General features: G+C 40.5%; 16 protein-coding genes. 2 read left to right on the top strand and 14 right to left on the bottom strand.

Features of this window, described 5'->3' with window-relative positions:
- Both R8N23_RS02205 and R8N23_RS02200 read right to left on the bottom strand, forming a co-directional pair.
- On the bottom strand, positions 1-456 hold the full coding sequence (locus R8N23_RS02205; RefSeq protein ID WP_318169929.1) for an OsmC family protein: 456 nt from the start codon (positions 454-456) through the stop codon (positions 1-3).
- Between the two features lie 40 nt (positions 457-496).
- On the bottom strand, positions 497-1,489 hold the full coding sequence (locus R8N23_RS02200) for an adenosine kinase (RefSeq protein ID WP_318169928.1): 993 nt from the start codon (positions 1,487-1,489) through the stop codon (positions 497-499).
- Positions 1,490-1,736: 247 nt separating this feature from the next.
- Here R8N23_RS02200 and asnS point away from each other — a divergent pair, with 247 nt between their 5' ends.
- Both asnS and sdaAA read left to right on the top strand, forming a co-directional pair.
- Entirely contained in the window at positions 1,737-3,188 is a 1,452-nt protein-coding gene (asnS, locus tag R8N23_RS02195) for an asparagine--tRNA ligase (RefSeq protein WP_318169927.1), read from the top strand.
- 86 nt (positions 3,189-3,274) lie between these two features.
- Positions 3,275-4,171: an L-serine ammonia-lyase, iron-sulfur-dependent, subunit alpha gene (sdaAA, locus tag R8N23_RS02190; RefSeq protein ID WP_318169926.1), complete on the top strand. Its 897-nt coding sequence runs from the start codon at positions 3,275-3,277 to the stop codon at positions 4,169-4,171.
- Positions 4,172-4,225: 54 nt separating this feature from the next.
- Here the strand turns inward: sdaAA and R8N23_RS02185 are convergent, their stop codons facing one another.
- The 12 genes from R8N23_RS02185 to R8N23_RS02130 all read right to left on the bottom strand — a co-directional run bounded on the left by R8N23_RS02185 (position 4,226) and on the right by R8N23_RS02130 (position 19,255).
- Positions 4,226-5,068, bottom strand: coding sequence for an IS3 family transposase (locus R8N23_RS02185; protein ID WP_318169925.1), 843 nt, complete (start codon positions 5,066-5,068; stop codon positions 4,226-4,228).
- A gap of 23 nt (positions 5,069-5,091) precedes the next feature.
- A complete protein-coding gene (locus R8N23_RS02180; RefSeq protein ID WP_318169924.1) occupies positions 5,092-5,526 on the bottom strand; it encodes a helix-turn-helix domain-containing protein in 435 nt (144 codons plus the stop codon).
- A gap of 98 nt (positions 5,527-5,624) precedes the next feature.
- Positions 5,625-6,959, bottom strand: coding sequence for a RagB/SusD family nutrient uptake outer membrane protein (locus tag R8N23_RS02175; protein WP_318169923.1), 1,335 nt, complete (start codon positions 6,957-6,959; stop codon positions 5,625-5,627).
- A 15-nt stretch (positions 6,960-6,974) separates the two neighbouring features.
- Positions 6,975-9,947 (bottom strand): SusC/RagA family TonB-linked outer membrane protein, encoded by a 2,973-nt coding sequence (locus tag R8N23_RS02170; protein ID WP_318169922.1) that lies wholly within the window; start codon positions 9,945-9,947, stop codon positions 6,975-6,977.
- A 233-nt stretch (positions 9,948-10,180) separates the two neighbouring features.
- Positions 10,181-13,099, bottom strand: coding sequence for a TonB-dependent receptor (locus tag R8N23_RS02165; protein ID WP_318169921.1), 2,919 nt, complete (start codon positions 13,097-13,099; stop codon positions 10,181-10,183).
- Positions 13,100-13,109: 10 nt separating this feature from the next.
- Positions 13,110-14,090, bottom strand: coding sequence for a FecR family protein (locus R8N23_RS02160; RefSeq protein ID WP_318169920.1), 981 nt, complete (start codon positions 14,088-14,090; stop codon positions 13,110-13,112).
- 67 nt (positions 14,091-14,157) lie between these two features.
- The gene (locus R8N23_RS02155; protein WP_318169919.1) at positions 14,158-14,700 is read right to left on the bottom strand and encodes an RNA polymerase sigma-70 factor; all 543 of its coding nucleotides are present in this window, start codon (positions 14,698-14,700) and stop codon (positions 14,158-14,160) included.
- Positions 14,701-14,826: 126 nt separating this feature from the next.
- Positions 14,827-15,711 carry a peptidylprolyl isomerase gene (locus R8N23_RS02150; RefSeq protein ID WP_318169918.1) on the bottom strand — a complete coding sequence of 295 codons (885 nt, stop codon included), beginning with the start codon at positions 15,709-15,711 and terminating at the stop codon, positions 14,827-14,829.
- A gap of 1 nt (position 15,712) precedes the next feature.
- Entirely contained in the window at positions 15,713-16,636 is a 924-nt protein-coding gene (gene hemC / locus R8N23_RS02145; protein ID WP_318169917.1) for a hydroxymethylbilane synthase, read from the bottom strand.
- Positions 16,633-17,760, bottom strand: a complete 1,128-nt coding sequence (locus tag R8N23_RS02140; RefSeq protein WP_318169916.1) for a DNA polymerase III subunit delta — start codon at positions 17,758-17,760, stop codon at positions 16,633-16,635. The genes hemC and R8N23_RS02140 overlap by 4 nt, the downstream gene beginning before the upstream one ends.
- A gap of 2 nt (positions 17,761-17,762) precedes the next feature.
- Complete coding sequence (locus R8N23_RS02135) at positions 17,763-18,938, bottom strand: putative sugar nucleotidyl transferase (RefSeq protein WP_318169915.1); 1,176 nt, start codon at positions 18,936-18,938, stop codon at positions 17,763-17,765.
- 71 nt (positions 18,939-19,009) lie between these two features.
- The gene (locus R8N23_RS02130; RefSeq protein ID WP_084373219.1) at positions 19,010-19,255 is read right to left on the bottom strand and encodes a type B 50S ribosomal protein L31; all 246 of its coding nucleotides are present in this window, start codon (positions 19,253-19,255) and stop codon (positions 19,010-19,012) included.
- Positions 19,256-19,336: the final 81 nt, after the last annotated feature.

Here is a 19,336-nt window from a genome sequence, read left to right as displayed (position 1 = left end):
CTACCTGATCAGCTCAAAACTATGAGTCAATTCTATGGCCGGATCAAGTGATGAGGCTACACTGCAGTAATTATTAACAGCTAAGTCTATGACTTTTTCTGCTTCCTTTTCAGTCAAGTCTGGTGAAGTAATGATGTACTTGATATGAATCTTAGTAAATTTTTTCGGATGACTTTCCGCTCTTTCTCCAGTGGTTTCGGCTTTCAAGTCAACAAATGTTCTACGCTTCTTTTTAATCATCGAAACGATATCAACCGCAGCACATCCAGCTACAGCAGATAGCAAGAGGTCCATAGGAGATTGATCCTTCTTTTCATCCTGAGGATACATGTCCATGGCTACCGTGTTACCAGCCTGATTAGTAGCTTCAAATTCGTTTTCTGCTTTATATCTAAGTGAAGAAGTCATGATGATCTGTTTTTTTACAAAGGTATTTAGAAACAAAAAAGGTTCCATTGGAACCCTTTTAAATATCTTTATTTATGATGAGAATCAGTTATCCTAATAGATGACTCAATACATCTTGAGCTTGTGCCTTTTCTAGCCTTGGTCCAAATTGGGAAACAACCTTTGACGAAGCCAAACTGGCCAATTTTCCTGCTTCTGCGTAAGAGTGGCCATTGGTGATCCCAAACATAAAAGCACCTGCGAACATATCGCCAGCTCCGTTGGTGTCAATAGCATCCACCTGATAGGACTCAATATCAATGAAAGTGTCACCATCAAATATAGTTGCCCCATTCTTGCCGAGTGTAATGGCAAACCTCTTAGCCACCTTTTTCAAAGCCTCACGAGCATCTAGCAAATTGTCAGTGTCTGTGTATAGCATCGCTTCTTCTTCGTTGCAAAACAACAAATCAACCCCTTCTCCTACTACTTCTACCATTTCATTTTTGAAGAATTTCACCATACTCGGGTCAGAAAAAGAAAGTGCTACTTTCACACCATTGGCTCTTGCCACTTCCATTCCCTTCAGCATGGCCTCTCGTCCCGATGGAGATGGCACTAAATAACCTTCAGAATAGATGTATTTTGACTCTTTGATGGCTGCTTCATCTATTTCCGCTACAGAGAAATCCGAAGTAATACCCAAAAAGGTATTCATCGTGCGCTCAGCGTCAGGAGTCGTCATTACCAAACATTTTCCCGTGATCCCATCAGGAGCTGTGTCTTTTGTCAATTTCGTATCTACACCATTGCCAGCAAGATCTTTCAGGAAGAATTGACCAAACTCATCATTCGAAACTTTGCAAGAGTAATAGCATTTGCCTCCGAATTGGCTGGTGGCCACTACAGTGTTAGCAGCTGAGCCTCCTCCCTTCATCATATTCTCATGGATATCTATGGCTCCAATAAGTTCGTTCTGTCGATCCTCTTCTACCAAAGTCATCAAACCCTTTTCAACCTTGTGATCCAATAGAAATTTTTCATCTACTTCAAACACTAAATCAACCAAGGCATTTCCTATGCCATATACATCGTACTTCATCTTATTTTGATTTTAATTAAAGGGTGGAATTTGCTTGGCGCAAAGAGAATAAATTTTTGGCTATTGAACTTATAAATAAGGATAAAAACTACTTCGAAGCTAGAAGTCCGAAGTATGAAGACCGAAAGCTTCAGACTACCCACTTCGGTCTTCCGACTGTAAATAAATTGCACAGGAACTTAAAATACTTTTTTTTTGCGCTCTGCCTTCATTATCAGGCAATTATTGAATTAAAAATCAGAGAAACGTGAGTACGGAAAGACGAACCAAGGTATTAGAGGTTTTAAAATCGGCAGAAGTAGGATCAAGTCTACTTGTGAAAGGATGGGTAAGAACCAAAAGGCAAAACAAAAATGTAGCATTCATTGCACTAAACGACGGTTCGACAATCAATAATTTGCAATTGGTCGCAGATCCAAATGAAATTTCTGAGGAAGTTCTCAAGCTGGTCACTACAGGTGCTTGCGTAGCGGCAAGAGGTGAAATTGTAGCTTCTCAGGGTTCTGGGCAATCAGTTGAAATGCATGTAAAGGAATTGGAAGTATTGGGCGAAGCCGACCCGGAAAAATATCCACTACAACCGAAAAAACACTCCCTTGAGTTTTTAAGGGAAATCGCTTACTTACGCCCAAGGACAAACACTTTTGGTGCTGTATATAGAATTCGTCACGCGATGATTTTCGCCGTACACAAATTCTTCAACGATAAAGGGTTCTTAAATATCCATACACCGATCATTACAGCTTCAGACGCTGAAGGTGCTGGTGAGACTTTTAGAGTAACATCATTGGATATGGACAATCTACCAAAGACAGAAGATGGTGCAATTGATTACAAACAAGATTTCTTTGACAAGGAAACCAATCTAACAGTATCTGGGCAGCTGGAAGGAGAGCTAGCTGCTATGGCCCTAGGTCAGATCTATACTTTTGGCCCTACCTTCAGAGCAGAAAATTCAAACACTACTCGCCACCTGGCAGAGTTCTGGATGATAGAGCCAGAAATGGCATTTTTCGATGCAGATGACAATGCCGACTTAGCAGAGGAGATGCTTCAATATTTGGTTCAGTATGCTTTGGATAACTGCCACGACGATTTGAAGTTCTTGCACGAGAGAGAAGTGGAGGAGAACAAAAACAAGAAGGAAACTGAGCGGCCCGAGCTCTATTTGATGGATCGATTGAAATTTGTAGTTGACAACAAATTTGAGCGAGTGACTTATACAGAGGCTATTGATATTCTCAGAAATTCAAAGCCAAATAAAAAGAAGAAATTCAAGTATTTGATTGACGCCTGGGGTGCTGATTTGCAGTCAGAGCATGAGAGATATTTGGTGGAAAAGCACTTTAAGAAACCAGTAATTCTATCAGACTATCCAAAGGACATCAAAGCCTTTTATATGCGCCAAAACGATGATGGGAAAACCGTTGCCGCTATGGACATTCTGTTTCCAGGTATTGGAGAAATCATCGGTGGATCTCAAAGAGAAGAGCGATTGGATAAATTAGAACAAAGAATGGATGAAATGGGTGTACCCAAAGAAGAACTTTGGTGGTACCTTGACACTCGTAAATTCGGTTCTGCGCCGCACAGTGGTTATGGATTGGGCTTTGAAAGAATGATCTTGTTCGTCACGGGTATGACCAACATCAGAGACGTCATTCCTTTCCCAAGAACTCCAGGCAACGCAGAGTTTTAGAGATACATTATTCAATTCTTGGCCGTCACTAACAACAAGCGGCCAAGAATCTTAGTAACTTTAGAAGACATTTAACCCAAAACATCATGTCATTTCTATTCGAAGATTTCAAAGGCTGGAAGGCACTTTGTGAAAAAGAGGGTACTCTTTTGTTTGAGCCCGTGCTGAATTATGAAATTGAGCAAAAAGGTGCTCAAGAAGATGATATTTGGTCAGGGTTGGAAAAAGCCTATCAGGTCATGAAAGAAGCCGTTGAAACGGGTTTAACCGAAGACATGTCTTCCCATTCAGGAATGATAAAGAATGGCGCCAAAAAAGTAGCTCAGAATAAAACTGTGGTGTTATCCAAAGAATTTCAGACCTTGATATCCAGTGCCCTGGCTGCCAAAGAAGTAAATTCTTGTATGGGGCGTGTAGTAGCAGCCCCAACAGCAGGTGCCTCTGGCATTCTTCCCGGAGTGCTAACTACCATGCAGAAAATTCACGGTATTGAAGATCGAAAAATCCATGAAGCCTTGCTCATCAGCGCAGGTATTGCTTTGATTCTAGAACAAAAAGCCTCTCTCGCTGGTGCCGTGGGCGGTTGTCAAGCCGAGACCGGCAGTGCTGCTGCGATGGCTTCAGGAAGCATCGTGTATTGCCTCGGCGGAAACATAGATCAGGTTTTCAATGCTGTTGCTGTGACTCTACAGTGTATGCTCGGACTGGTATGTGATCCAGTAGCCGGATTAGTAGAAGTACCTTGCGTCGTTCGAAATGCAAGTGCCGCGGCTATAGCCAATTCTTCGGCTCAAATCGCACTTTCTGACGTAGACAGCGTAATCCCTGTAGATGAATGTGCGGAAGCCATGGGAGAAGTAGGGCAGAGCATGGAGACTCGCTACAAGGAAACTGCCCTTGGTGGTTTGGCAGCAACAAAAACAGGACAAGCCATTTCTAAAAGGGTATTGATTCAGGATATTGATATGCTGGATGAAGAATAATATTACCCACTCTGACTAGTCCTAAATAATCGTTACAGATTTTAGGATAAAATATTAGATAGCATCGGGTTTTAGCTCGGTGCTATTTTTGTTTCTATAGTTTCTAATCTTGACCTTGTCTTGCTGATGCATAAATGCCGGGGTATTCATCCAACAGCTCCAATGAGGTCGATCATGGTTGTAGATATAAATACTCTGCTCAATGAGTTTGTCCATTAGTGCTACATCTGATGTGGTGATCCCTAAGATAAATTCATGTTTCAATATCCCATTCACCCTTTCGGCTATGGCATTTTGATATGGGTCATAGCTTTCGGTCATGCTGCACCTTATATTATGATTGTTAAACACCTGTTGATAGGCATCGCAACAATACTGCAATCCTCTGTCTGAGTGATGGATCAACTTTCGCTCAGGATATATACGATTGGCAATAGCCATATTAAGGGCTGATATTGCACCTGAAGCATCCAGACTTTTCGATACATCAAAGCCCATGATCCGCTTTGAATAAGCGTCTGTGACCAACGATAAATACATCGGATTTTTCCGTGTTCCAATGTAGGTGATATCCGATACCCATACTTGCTCAGGCCTTTGTATGGAAAGCCCATCAATAAGGTTTTTATGTTTTCTAAATCGATGATGAGAGTCAGTAGTGATATGATATTGTCTCTTAGGTACGATCTGAAGATGATTTGCTTTCATAATAGCAAATAGCCTGTCTCTTCCAACTCCCAGCGGCTGAAGTTCATCATAAAGTAAATGATACAACTTTCTGGTACCTATACGAGGCATTTTCATACGCACCTTTTCAACCATAACTACTACCTTGGTGGCTATTTCTTGCTTTTGTTTACTTCTTCTGATAGAGCGGTAATAGATTTGCCTATTCATCCCCAACAGTCTACAGATCTGGGTTACCCCTTCTTTTTGTTCAACCTTGAATCGATCAACTGTTGGGGTAAAGACTTTTTTCTGATGGGGAGTTTGAATTCTTCTTCGGCTATGTCGATCATCATATCAAAGAAAATGGCTTTCTTATCTGCGTTTTCAACCTGCTGTTCAAGCTCTTTTTTTTGCTTTTCCAACAGCCGTACTTTCTGCTCAAGTTCGTATAGTTTTTGGTCTTTAGATTTTGGCATCCGAAGTGTTGATTTATTGACCCAATCAAAGTTACCAAATTTTCGAAGCCAATTGGTAACTGTAGAGTGTGACTGAATACCATACTTGCGAGCGGCGGCTTTTATGCCTAACTCTCCGCTTTCAACTTCTGACACAACTGACAATTTAAAAGCGTAGCTGTAGTCCTTCTGTGTTCTTTTAACATACTTGTTCTCTGTGAGTTCGTTCATAACGTCGTTTTTTGTGTAACGCTATTTCAGGACGGGACACTCTAAAACATAAAAAACGCCATTCAGAAGAATGGCGTTTTTTATTTGGTGTGAGAGATTTAACCTCCTTGCACCCCTATCTCATTGAATGGTCTCGGTAGTTGTACAATTACAGAATGATTGGGAAGATCTAGGGGGAGCTCGTCTAACCTATCGTATCTTCTCATATCAATCCATCTATGACCTTCATCAAACAATGAATACCTTCTTTGATGAAGCATTTCATTAATTAAATCCGATTGAGTCACAGGTCCACTATAATTTCCTAACCCTCCTGATTGGACTCTAATTATATCAATCAGAGTAACCGCTTCAGCTAAAGCCGCTGCTGAACCATCCTGGATCAAAGCTTCGGCTTTTATCAGAATCAATTCCTCATTGCGAATAAAAGCCATAGGCTGCGTCTGATCTTTAACTGCCCATGCATCATAGTTAGCAACCAACTGACCAGATATAACATCCTGTGGCGAATTTCTTAATGATGCTTTTGACAATCTCAAATCACCGTCTTCAGCATCAGGAACCCAATCATTCTGAACCAACCTTGTTGTTCCATTTGTATTGTTTGGAAAAAACAAAGCATTTACTCGATCTCCAGAAGCATTCGCAAATACTCGGTAGACGCCCAGATCAAAATTTCCTGTCTCATCCAAAAAAGATTGATCAACAAATGTCACGGCATCGGCATAATTCTCCTGATATAAGGCCACTCTAGCTTGTAACGCTTTTATAAATCCTGCAAAGGTTGCTGGTGTATCGAAACCATCGAACCCAGAAGTCAAGCCAAATGCAAAAGATGTTCCTGCGTTCTCTATGTGGGTAGCAGCTTCAGCTAAGATCGCTGCTATTGCATCATACCCCTCAGCAGCATTGCTTGTATAAGGGCCAAGAGCATTTGGATCTTCCACATCAACCCTGATCCCATTGTCGTACTGATGATTCAAAGCAAATAATAATGCATGTGCTTTAAAAGTTTTGGCAAAAGCCAAGTATCCTTGGGCCTCTTCATCAGTCAGTACAGTGGTATTCTCAACGGCTCCAATTAAAGTATTTGCCGTTTTAACGCCATTGTATCTAGTACTGAAATTTGTTCCTGTATAAAATGCACTATTATCCAAATTTCCAGTTCCTAGCAAGTCTCCTACCCATCTTGGGTCAGACACATCAATGCGATAAATTTCACGACCAATTACCCCGACTATATCGTGGTAGTTGCCCATACCTGTACTGGCCCTTGCCACTACTCCAGTAACCAACTCATTTAATTGACCAATACTGGCGTCGTTAAGAACACCCCCAAAACTTGGATTGTTTAGATCAACTGGTTCGTCCAACTCACATGAAAATGTGAAAACAGCTATTAGCGCTATTATATATTGATTTATTTTTTTCATAATTCAATTCGTTTTTTAGAATCCAACTTCTAAGTGAAAAAACATTCTTTTTGAGGATGGAAATGGAGTTACCTCTATACCTTGTAGTACCCCGCCACTTCCGAAGTTTGAGACTTCAGGATCATAACTTGTATATGGAGTTTCCATGAACAAGTTATTACCTGAGATACCTACCCTCACTCTATCTATGGTGCCATTGAAAGCATTTCCCAAAACTGATTTAGGGATAGAATAATAAAGAGATACCTCTCTTAACTTGATATAGTCCGCGTCCTCTACGAATAGTGTAGAATTTTCCCCACTGAAGAATGCAGCTATTCTAGCGTCTCCCAAACGCTGTCCGTCATCCAACAATTCGTCATAATTATATGAGGTGCCTCCGAAATCTGTTAATAAACCAGTAAGGTTTACGTTTTGCCCACCCTTTTTCCAGTGCCACAACATAGAGAAGGTGAAGTTTTTCAAGAAAGTAATATCATTACTCCAGCCCAACTGAAAATCTGGAGCAGCATCGCCAAGTTGAACGACTTCAGAAGAACCAGCGGTACCAACGATTTGAGTTAGTGATTTGCCTTCTTCCAATCGAATCGTTCCTAGGCCAGCACCAAAACCACCTCCAGGAGGGTTAAAGGCTGGAACATCTAATCTTGTCATTTCAGATTCATTGGTCCACCAATTTACCGTGGTGTTCCATTTGATAGCGGAATTATTCACAACTAACGCATTCAAAGACATCTCAATCCCTTTATTCTGCAAAGCCCCCAAATTAGTTTGCTGATTCAAGAACCCAGAGGTCGGAGGCATTGCAGCCACCAATATCAAATCTTCAACTTTCTTGTTGTACCAGGTAAAAGTGTATCCAATTCGACCATCCAACAACCCAAGATCAAACCCAAACTCAAGCTCTTTAGATCTTTCTGGCTCTACATTAGGATCACCAAAGGCAGTTCCAACTACTGATCCTGTGTTACCACCTGTATTTAATGGGGCAAGGGCTGTGAATTTTGGTTGGACGAAAGTTACAGAGTTCGGATTTGGCACACCACCAGCTTCTCCATAGGCTCCTCTTAGTTTCAGCTGGCTGATTATACCCACATTCCAGAATTCGAAATTTGCTAAGTTAGCGGCTAGTGAGAACTTTGGATAAGTATAAAGTTTATTCGCATCACCATTTAACGTCGATTTATCCAACCTTACACTAGCCGTTGCGATTAACTTATCATCCCAATTGGCCTCTTGCTGAATAGCATAACCTAAATCTTGCGATTCCAACCTTCTATGAAAGGCTGTTAAAGATCCTCCTTGCTGCAGATTTTGTTGTCCGGCTGTCAATTGTTGAGCTTGTACAGTCAAAAGCTCTTTAGACTGGTCCAAACGATTCACACCAGCAGATGATGTAAGATCAACATCTCCAACACTTGTATTATAAATCAAGAAGGCTGACATGTTTGTATTGAATGTTACATTATTTCCTCTTGAATACACCCCATCTTGATTGCCGATTGTGAATTGCAGATCTTCAGGAAAATGGAGCGTAGATTCATTATTGTAGTAATCCAGTCCTCCTTGTAATTTCAACTGAAGAAAAGAGTTCTCTTTTCTCAAAAGATTGAAATTAATCCCTGACCCAATAACAAACCGGTTCGTTTCATCTTCTACTGTCGACTTATCTCTTGTAGCCAATGGGTTGGACGGATTGGTCGGATGATTGGGGTATATCCCATTTTCATTTGGATATAGATCCTGCCAGGGCAAAGTACTTGACAAAGCCACTCCATAAGAAACACCAGCGTTATCATTGTTCGTTAGTCCACGTCCAGTCTTTGACTTTATATAATTGGTTGACAAATTAATATCAACAAACTTTGAAATTTTGTGGTCAATATTAGCTCTCACAGAATTTCTTTCAAATCCAGTATTTTTTATAATACCTTCTTCATCTTTTCTACTTGCAGAAAGGTAAAATTTCGTTCTATCACTACCTCCAGCTAAAGTAACTTTAGTATTAGTCAACAGTCCTGTCTCACCGTACATTTCATCTTCATAATCGTACAGCTGGCCAGAAGCGTTGGCTGCATCAAATTCAGCTTGAGCGGTTGGCCCAAAATCAGAAAGAACAAGGTTTGAAGTGAATGGTCTTGTACCAAGTGGGTTTAAGATTTTTGCAAAACCAATATCCTGTTTAAAAGTAATTTGAGTTTTCCCTTCACTTCCTCTTTTGGTAGTGATGATGACCACACCGGCATTTGCTCGCGAACCATAGATGGCTGACGCTGATGCTCCCTTTAGTATCTCAATACTTTCAATGTCAGAGGGATCTAAATCAGCAATCCTGTTGGCTGCGTTGTCCTGATTAGTTGTCATAGCACCATTCGTAGATGCTGCGGTAACAGTATTTGAACCATTTGAAACAGCGGAGTTATCTATGTATACACCATCTACTATATAAAGTGGCTCAGAAGAACCCGTAATCGTTGTAATACCTCTAAGCTTCATAGAAATACCTCCTCCTGGTGCACCCGAATTATTTAGAATATTCGCTCCAGCTACTTTACCCTGAAGACCCCCATCCAAGGTTTGAATGTTTGTCTTTCCAGCCAAATCTTCACCCGATACAGAAGCTACTGCATTAGCCAAATTCGACCGCTTCACAGAGGTGGCCAAACCTGTAACAATTACTTCTTCAAGGTTTGTGACATCTTCTTTCATGGAAACGTCTATCTGAGCTTGCGACCCTACGGTCACCTCAGATCCAACATATCCTATATAAGAAAAAACTAAAACAGCCCCGTCCGTTACTTCTATTTTGAAGTTACCATCTAGGTCTGTCAAAGCACCGTTGGCGGTGCCTTTTTCAATGACATTCACCCCAACGAGTGGCTCGCCGGATGATCCATCTGTCACCGTACCTGAAACCGTTTTCTGGGCAAAGGCAACAGTAACCGATAACATTAGCATTACGGTTAATGCAGAGTAAACTTTTTTCATAAAGTTTGGTTTTAGAGTTTAAATAATTCGCAACTAACGTCTGTTAGCTATTGGAAAACAATCGCTCTATTACTAGCCACTAGCTATCCGGAGGTCAACTAACCAAATTGTCTTATGCAGACTTTTAAGGCAGAAAAGAGGAAAAAATTAGAATGAAGTGTAAGGGTATTATTTGAGAGAATAATAATATTTTCTTTTGCAAATAGAGAATATTATAAAATTAAATATCGCAGTTAATCGAATTTAATTCTAAAATTAGCTGAAACCGTAGTGCCTAAATACCCGAATTGATTCACCTCCCAAGCATATTTGAAGCGACCTCCTAAATTGGTAATCGGATCGCCTTTAGGATCTACTTCGTCTGGGTACACATTAAAAATATTATTAATTGAAAGTCCGAATGTAGCCGTATGGCTCAGACGATATTCCATGTTTAAGTCGGTAACTAACTTAGCAGAAAACGTCTGATCCTTGCCTGGATCCTCGGCATGTTTCCACGTCACCTCTCCAAACCTTGTAAACCGAAGCCCTGCTGAAAATTTCCCCAAACCATAGTCCATTCCCAGAAGGAGTTTACTCGCTGGTCGAGCAGAAATAATACGTGCCTGTTCCTTCCTATTAAATATTTCATTGCCTGAAGCTGCAATCGGGTCCGGTGTTCGAATGGCACTTACAATGGAGGTCGAATTGAGATTGGCAGCGAAACTGATATCTAACATTCCATTTCCAAAAAGGATATCGCGGTAAGTGGCCACCGCGTCTATTCCTTTTGTTCTTGTATCGGCCGCATTGATAAAAAACTTCAAACTGGTCACTTCATAAGAGCTCAGCGTATCTTCTAGCGCAGTGAAAGTATTAGGATTCCCATCGGACCCGATTTCATTTGTAAAGAGAATTCGATTATTGACTCGAATGTCGTAATAGTCCAGCGTTACTTCCAGTTTGGAGATGGGTTGTATGGCCGTGCCAACAGAAAGATTTATAGAACTTTCCTGAGTCAAATTGGGTACCTCTAATTCGCGAATAACTGGACTATGATTGCTGAAAGTCCCTTGATTGGAGATGGTGCCATCAGAAACCAGTGTTTGTACATTACTCAAATAGATTTGATGTAAGGAGGGTGCTCGAAAACCCGTACTTGCTGACGCTCTAATCGCTATCAGATCGCCAAACGGCCTATATCTCGAATTAATTTTCCAGGTAAAATTCTTTCCAAAATCATCATAATTTTCAAACCTAGCTGCTCCTCCGATTAAAATTACTTCATTGTCGTATTCCAGATCAGTATAAACACCCACATTATACCTATTTTCATTTACCTCATCTGTTGGTCTAATCCCAGGAAATGAAATTGCTCCATTGCCTTCGTATGAAGCAGGCTCACCAGCAAACGCTTGAAAACGTTCCGTCCGAAATTCAGAACCAAAACCAATATTGAAATCACCTACGCGCTTGAATAAATCCACATTACTCACAAAGTTTTGAAACTCATATCCTCCTGCCTCAAATCGTGTGGGACTTTGCCGTCCTAGAGCCGGATTCATGGTTTGGCCAATATGATAGTCTACTGTATTAGCTCCTGAAACTGCACTAATATCCACTGCCCAATCTCGAATCTTGCTTCTAACTCCAAAACCCAGCGTATGGTCTTTGATGTCGGTTTCGAAAGTTGGGTGAAAGCCGTTATACACCTCATCATCTTTGTGAAAAATGTGGTCAGGATCCGGCACCCAATAGGGCGTTCTGTACAAAGCAAAACTCGACCCCTTTCTCAATGTAATACCACCAAAAGAATACAGTTCGGAATTGTCGTTTATTGGAATATCTGCATTATAGAATACATCAAAAGTTGACATATCAGGCTGGCCCACGATCATTCCCAAGTCGGGGTTTTCTGCTACCCAATCTTCAAAGTTTTCATCATTCAAAAACTCATCCTTTCCTGGGCTGCCTGCCCTATTCGTATACTCTTGCTCTTTAAATGAGGTAGTAATATTCAGAAATCCATTCCGAGGTAATTCAAAACCAGTATTGGCACTTAAACCATAGTGCAACCCATCTCCTTTAGTGGTAATACCCGAAAAAGCATTGATACTCGTGATTTCGGTATCCTCTTTTAAAATGATGTTAATGACTCCGGCTATTGCGTCAGAACCGTATTGAGCAGACGCACCATCCCTAAGGATTTCTACACGTTCTACGGCTCCTATTGGAATACTCTGCATATCTACCCCCACCTCACCTTTTCCCGGTGTATCATTGATATACACCAATGCACTAGGGTTTTTCCGTTTGCCGTTGATCAATATAAGCGTACGCGAAGGACCCAACCCTCTTAAATCAGCAGGGTTGAAATGGGCGGTAGCATCGGAAATGGTCTGTTGAGATGCGTTGAATGACTGCATTTTGAAGTTGATCATCTGATCAAGGGTAAGCTGACCTGTAGCCTCCAGTTCTTGACTAGATATATTGTCTATGGGCACTGGCGAATCTAAAACTGATCTGGGATTGAACCTTGTGCCTACCACCACCACATCATTTAGGCTTTTTAAATCCGTTTTTATCCCAACCCTCAGATTGGTCATTGAAGGTGCAACATCTACTTTGATAGTTTCAAATCCAACGTAGGATATTAGCAATCTGGCGGATTGACCGGGAATGGTCAATTCAAAATCACCTTCTAAATCTGATATAATTCCAATATTAGAACCACTGACTCTAATGGAGACACCAGCCAAAGGAGTCCCATCCTCTTCATTCAGAATTTGACCACCTACTTTAAAGTGTCGAATAGATTCATTGGCTAGACCTTCACTCGACGAATTTTTATAAACATTGATCGTATTATTGATCTGCTTGAATTTGAGCTGACTTTTTTCGGAAATTTTTAGAAGCAATTCAGAAAGCGGTATGTTCTTGTCTGAGTTACTAATTCTTAAGGACGGGTCGATATCCTTTTCATCAAAGGCAAATCGAAAAGAAGTATTTTTTTCAATCAGTTGAAATGCTTGCTCAATAGAAACCTCTTTCAGAATTATACTGACTTTGGTGTTTTTGATATTATCATATTTGCTTTCATCGCCGGGAGCGGCAAACAAAGAATAAGAAAATACCAAACCAAGAAAGACAATTCTAGTAAAGGTTTTTAGCATAGGCTGAGGTTTACTTGAACATAATTTCTACCTTTTTTTGCTCCATTTTATACTCAAAGTTTTTGGTCAGTTTCATTCCCTCTAAAATCATCTCAAGCGACTGGTTTTCAAATGACCCAGTATATTTCCACCTTTCCGAAGGGTCTACATTACTCACAATACGAACACCAAACCATCGCTCTAGTCGGCTTTTCACTTCTTCATAATTAGCCTCCTGAAACTTAATTAGGCCGTTTTTCCAACCTACTATTTCATCTGTGTCAAACTCTGATTTTGAAACTCTTTTTGAATCTGAAGAATAATGAAGCTGTTCTCCTGGAACCAAGAAAAACTCCTCCTCTAAGTTTGTTGAGGTCACTTTTACCTTTCCTTCAGTAAGCGCAATACCGAGTTTCTTCTCATTAGCATATGCACGAACATTAAAAGCTGTACCAATTGCAGTGGTAGATACTCCTTTGGATTTGACCACAAATGGTTTTTCAGGATTTTTTGTTACTTCAAAATAGGCCTCCCCCTTCAATTCAATTGCTCTTTTATCGCCTTCAAACTCACGAGCATAACTGATAGAACTTTCAGCATTCAGATACACCTTACTACCGTCTGGCAAGAAATGAGTGGACTTCTGACCACTTGGATTGACTTTCACAATCCGTTGAGGTTGATTTAGGGTCTGCAATTCAGGAAATATCAAATAGGTCAATCCTGCAAATACAACCAAAAGTGCCACAGCTGCTGCCAGCTTTGAGAAAAAATGACTTCTTGATTCCTGTGCACTTTCTTCTCCCGTTTCAGCTTTGATCTGAGTAAGTATCGACTCTAGTCTGGTCTCATCAGTGGCCTCCTTGGCATCCAGATAATTCCAATCGTTTTCGATATCCCCCAAAATCTTTTCTTCCCCTTCTTTCGAATTCATCCATGCCACAAACTCCTCAGCCTCTTCCTGAGATAGTTGGCCCGCTTTAAAAGCTCGATACTTGTTTAAAAAATCCAATCGTTTGATAGTTTACATATTCTATACAGACAAAGTCGCAACAGCACCCACTCTGTATTCCATTTTTTTAAGAAAATTTTGAAAGGTTGGTTTTTAAGGTTTTAATCGCCTTATTCATTTGGTTTTCTACCGTACTTTCGGCTATTCCCAGTTTTTGAGCAATCTCCTTGACGGACATACCGGAATCTCTTCTAAGCAAAAAAATCTGTTTCCGCTTAGGAGGAAGATCTTCTATTTTGCTTTTAGCTATTTGCTCCAGGTCTGCAAAAATAACTTTACTCTCCGTTTCATTGGTCACAAGCTCAGCATCCTCGATTTGATTTCGATATTGCTTGCGACTAGCTTCCTTTTTGATTCTGTTGAAAATGTGATTTTTTGCAATAGTGATTAAAAAAGCATTGAAAGAAAGTTTAGGATTGATAGTCTCTCTCTTATTCCAAATTTTAAGAAAAACTTCTTGTACTATTTCTTCAGATTCGGCATGAGATTGGGTGTATTTGTACGAAAAATTATACAGCTTTTTAGCATACAAATGAAAGAGAGTAGTAAAGGATTGGTGACATCCTCCCTTTAATTTTTTAACCAGTTTTTGTTCTCCTAAGATGGGCACGGCCTATCAATTTTTGGGGTTAGCCCCACAAAATAGAGAATTTTCTGTAAATCAAGACGGTTTCTTTGTGAATTTACCTTGGTGGTTTCTCCTTGCCTTCCTCACAAATCGAGTAAATAGCAGCGCCTATTTTTCAGGATAGCTAATACCATATTGCTTACTCAACTTCTTTTTAGATACTTCTTCTACCTCGATAGTTAAATAGAGATTTTCGATAGGCTTCTCCCTAATGGTCTTGGTTGCGGCAATTTTATCTATGACATCAAAGCCCTCAACTACCTGACCAAAGACTGTATATTCGTCGTCCAAGTGAGGAGCACCGCCAATAGTGGTATAGGCATCTATTCTCTCCTGACTTACGTCTTTTCTTACTGATATACCCAATTCTGATTCTATCAATGACGCTTTGCTCATCACCAGTTTATTCATTCCATCGAAGTCTCTTCTTTCCTGCATAGCAATGAGTTCTTCCCTAAGCGCAAGGTGTTTATCATTTTGTAACAACTTTCCTATACCTGCATTCAACTTTTGCTGATCTAGTGTTAGTTCATCTTTGGTCCACTTTTTCCCTTGTACAATATAGAACTGACACCAACTAGAAGCTTTCTCTGGATTTACCCGATCACCTTGACGAGCGGCCGCTAGGGCTCCTTTCACATGAAATAGTCTGGCATCAAACTCTGCAGGTATTCTATCTGTTCGTTTAGGAGTGCTTGGTTTCATGTCAATTCCACCGCCTTGAATCATGAATTCCTTGATCACGCGATGCCAGGTCGTACTGTCATAAGCGCCTTCCTTGATCAACTTAAGAAAATTGTCTCTATGCAAAGGTGTCTCGTCATAAAGTACGGCTTTCATATCCCCAAGAGAGGTGTGAATAGTTACTAAAAAGTCCTTCTTCTCCTCCGTTTGTGTGTATTTTTTTACGTCAAAACTCGGTTGATCCTGGGCACAAGCCCCAAGTACCGTTGAAATAGTAAGTACTAAAAGTAATTGTCTTTTTAATTTCATCTTAATCCGCTTGATGTTTTCTAATGTCTTCTAATATTTCTCGGCCACCATTTTCTAAAATGTACTCTCCCAAAGTCTCTCCAACTTTTTTCGCAGCATTAGTTGTCGAGCAACAGGACTTTTCAACAACCGTCTTTCCATCTAGACTAATGATTCCTCCATATAAGGTAAGTACATCATTTTCTATGGTTGCCAACCCAAATACTGGAATGCTACAACCTCCATCCATTTTCTTTAAAAACGAACGTTCCGCAATCAGGCATTTTTCACTTGGTTCGTGATTGACTGCCAGGCGGACAATGTCCTTTTTATCTTGATCCAACGACTCGCAAACTTCTATCGCAATACTGCCCTGACCCACGGCAGGAACAAATGTGGAAGGATCGAATTCATGGACGATCATATCATCATATTCCATCCGATGTGCTCCAGCATATGCCAACCATAGCGCATCACAAACCCCGTCCTTCATCTTCTTAATCCGTGTTTGTAAGTTGCCACGAACAGGTACTGTCTTTACATGCGGGTAGTATTTATTTAGGAAGGCTAAACGTCTGGTAGAAGACGTTCCCAAGACTAAATCTTTTTGATCTAAATCAATGGTCTTGTGGCTTACCAGTACGTCGTGCGACTTTTCACGTTCGCCAAAAGCAATCAATTCAAACCCTTCGGGCAAAGTAGACTGCATGTCTTTGGCGCTATGAACAGCGATATCGATCCGACCATCTTTTAATTGTTCTTCAATCTCTTCAGTAAAGACACCCTTACTTCCAATTTTTGCGATAGTGACATCGAGAATTTTATCTCCCTTGGTTTCTATGGTGATTATCTCCGAATCCACTCCCTGCTTTTTTAGCAAGCCCTGAACATGATAGGCCTGCCACAACGCCAATTTACTCCCCCTCGTTCCGATCTTTATTTTCATGCTGCTGTCATGATTCTGCCAACTGTGAGCGACAGGTCCAAAAATAATATTTTCACATTAGCATTTCGCTCCAGATGATAATGGGCTTTGCTAAATTCTTCACTAATTTTTTCAAGTTTCTGAGTAGTCAAAGCTTTGCCAAATTTTACTGCAAAGTCTTTTTCCGAATCGTTCAGTTTTTCCTTTTCATCTACTAAATATTCAGATACTACTGCCTGGCGCATCATATTGAGTGCATATTGAAGAAATAGTTTTTGACCGGTTTTGCTCAACTTACTAAATGAATCGTTGGTGCTATTGAGAGAGGTAAAGTCCTTCACCCAACACTGACGCATCCAATCCCGAAACATCACATGTGCATCGTCTTCCGTGCTATCAATATTTTCTACGGCAGCTTGCAAACTACCTTCCGCCAAAGCGGCAATTTTCTTCGCCTTCCCGGCCTCAATGCCCTTCGACTCAATCAAATAGTTTTTAATCTCCTCATCGCTAAATGCAGGAACCTTGAACAATTGACATCTAGAAAGAATCGTAGTGAGTAATCTCTCATACTCACAGGTCACCAATAGAAATAGGGTCTTTTCGGCTGGCTCTTCTAAAATTTTGAGAATGCCGTTCGCTGCCGATACGTTCATGTATTCAGGCAACCAGATAATCATTACCTTATACTCAGCCTCAAACGACTTTAGCGTTAAAGACTTAATAATGTTTCTACTTTCCTCTTTTGAAATATTGGCCTGCTTGTTTTCCGCACCATAATGTTCGCTCCAATCTACCAGGTTGCCGTATTTGTTAGCACTCAAAAAAGCCCGCCATTCTTTAAGGTAACTTGAACTCACCACATTTTTTCCAGTCACGCTTTTAGTAGAACTCACAGGAAAAACGAATTGGAGATCTGGATGAACGAGCTTGTCCATTTTAGTGCAAGAATCGCAAGTCCCACAGGAATCTGAATCAGTTGGATTTTTACAGTTGATATAAGTAGCATAGGCCAAGGCTAAGGCCAAATTTGCCGAGCCTTCCTGTCCATAAAATAACTGAGCATGCGCTACATGATTACTTTTGATGGCATGAATCAATTGCTCTTTGGCTGCACTAAGTCCAGGAATATCTGCGAATCTCATGACTATTTTTTGGTCGAGCGGTCAAAGATAGTTTTTAATATCTTTTCGTCCTCGTCGGTGTCTTTGATATTCTTACGTGCCCATACTTTTCTCGCTGTTTCGATGGCTTTGTCAAATTTATGAATCACCGTTTGATCACCTCCTCCCCATGAGAAAGAAGGGATATAAGTGGATGGAAATCCACTTCCAAACACATTCGAACAAACGCCAATTGTTGTTCCTGTATTTAAGGCTGTATTAATGGCCGTTTTAGAATGGTCTCCAACGAAAAGTCCACAAAACTGCAGACCTGTTTTGATGAAATTATTGGTTTCAAAATCATAGGCTTTGACTTCATCGTAGTTGTTCTTGAGATTAGAATTATTGGTATCTGCGCCTAGATTACACCATTCACCTACTACCGCATTACCCAAATAACCATCGTGCGCCTTGTTGGAATTTCCGTAAACAATAGAATTAGACACTTCTCCACCAATCTTACAATTTGGTCCGATGGTTACACCTTCACGAATCTTGGCATTCATGTTTATTCTAGAATTTTCCCCCAGGCCGAAAGGTCCTCGAATCGTCGCTCCTTCTTGTACGATGCTGTTTTTCGCCAAATAGATTGGTCCCTCTTCTGCATTCAAAATGGCAGCTTTGATATCAACTCCTTCTTCTAAAAAAACTTGATCGCCATATACGATGGTATGCGGATCAATAATTTTTTGTGACTCTCGGCCGTTGGTAAGCAATTCAAAGTCAGCGTTCAGTTGCGCTTTGTTATTGGAAAATAAATCCCAACTTCTATTAATCACGGTGCAAGACTTTTGGAATTCAACCGGTTGATACCCTTTTAAGTTGATTGTCGGATCAGATGGGTCAAATGAGCCCTTGGCTGCTATAAACAATTCACCACTTTTTAAAACCTCTTTGTCGTTTAGAGATTGTATAGCCTTCAATAATTCTGCATTGGGACAAATCGCCCCATTAATAATCAAATCAATTGCTCCTGTGGGTTTTGGGAATTTTCCCACCAGTTCTGGTACGGCAAGAAAATGAATGGATTGTTTGAGATGCTTTTCCCATTTTTCACGAATCGTTAAAATGCCGACGCGCAAATCTGCTACGGGTCGGGTAAGGGTAAATGGAAATAGCTTAGTCCTATGCTCAGATAGGTCTGCTAAGGCGATGTTCATGGGCTAGAAATAAAAAAGTCTTCAGGAACAAATATCCTGAAGACTTCAATCTTTTTACCCGAAAGGGGCGATTATTTTTTCTTGTATCTTTTGTTGAATTTCTCAACTCTACCAGCAGTATCCACAAATAGTTTCTTACCTGTGTAGAATGGGTGAGATGCAGAACTAACTTCAATCTTAACAACTGGGTACTCATTTCCATCTTCCCACTTGATTGTCTCTTCAGAAGTCATCGTAGACTTTGTCATGAATTTAAAATCACTTGACGTGTCCCAGAAGATTACTTCTTTATACTCTGGATGAATATCTTTTTTCATGTTTTTATCTTTTGTGCGCCATGGTTTTTGCCATAGTGCTTTTCTGTTAAAATTTTCGCCTATTAACGAAAAGGATTGCAA

Source organism: Reichenbachiella sp. (assembly GCF_033344935.1).
Lineage (GTDB): Bacteria > Bacteroidota > Bacteroidia > Cytophagales > Cyclobacteriaceae > Reichenbachiella.
Note: the sequence above shows the minus strand (reverse complement) of the source record. Positions and strands in the feature narration are given on the sequence as shown.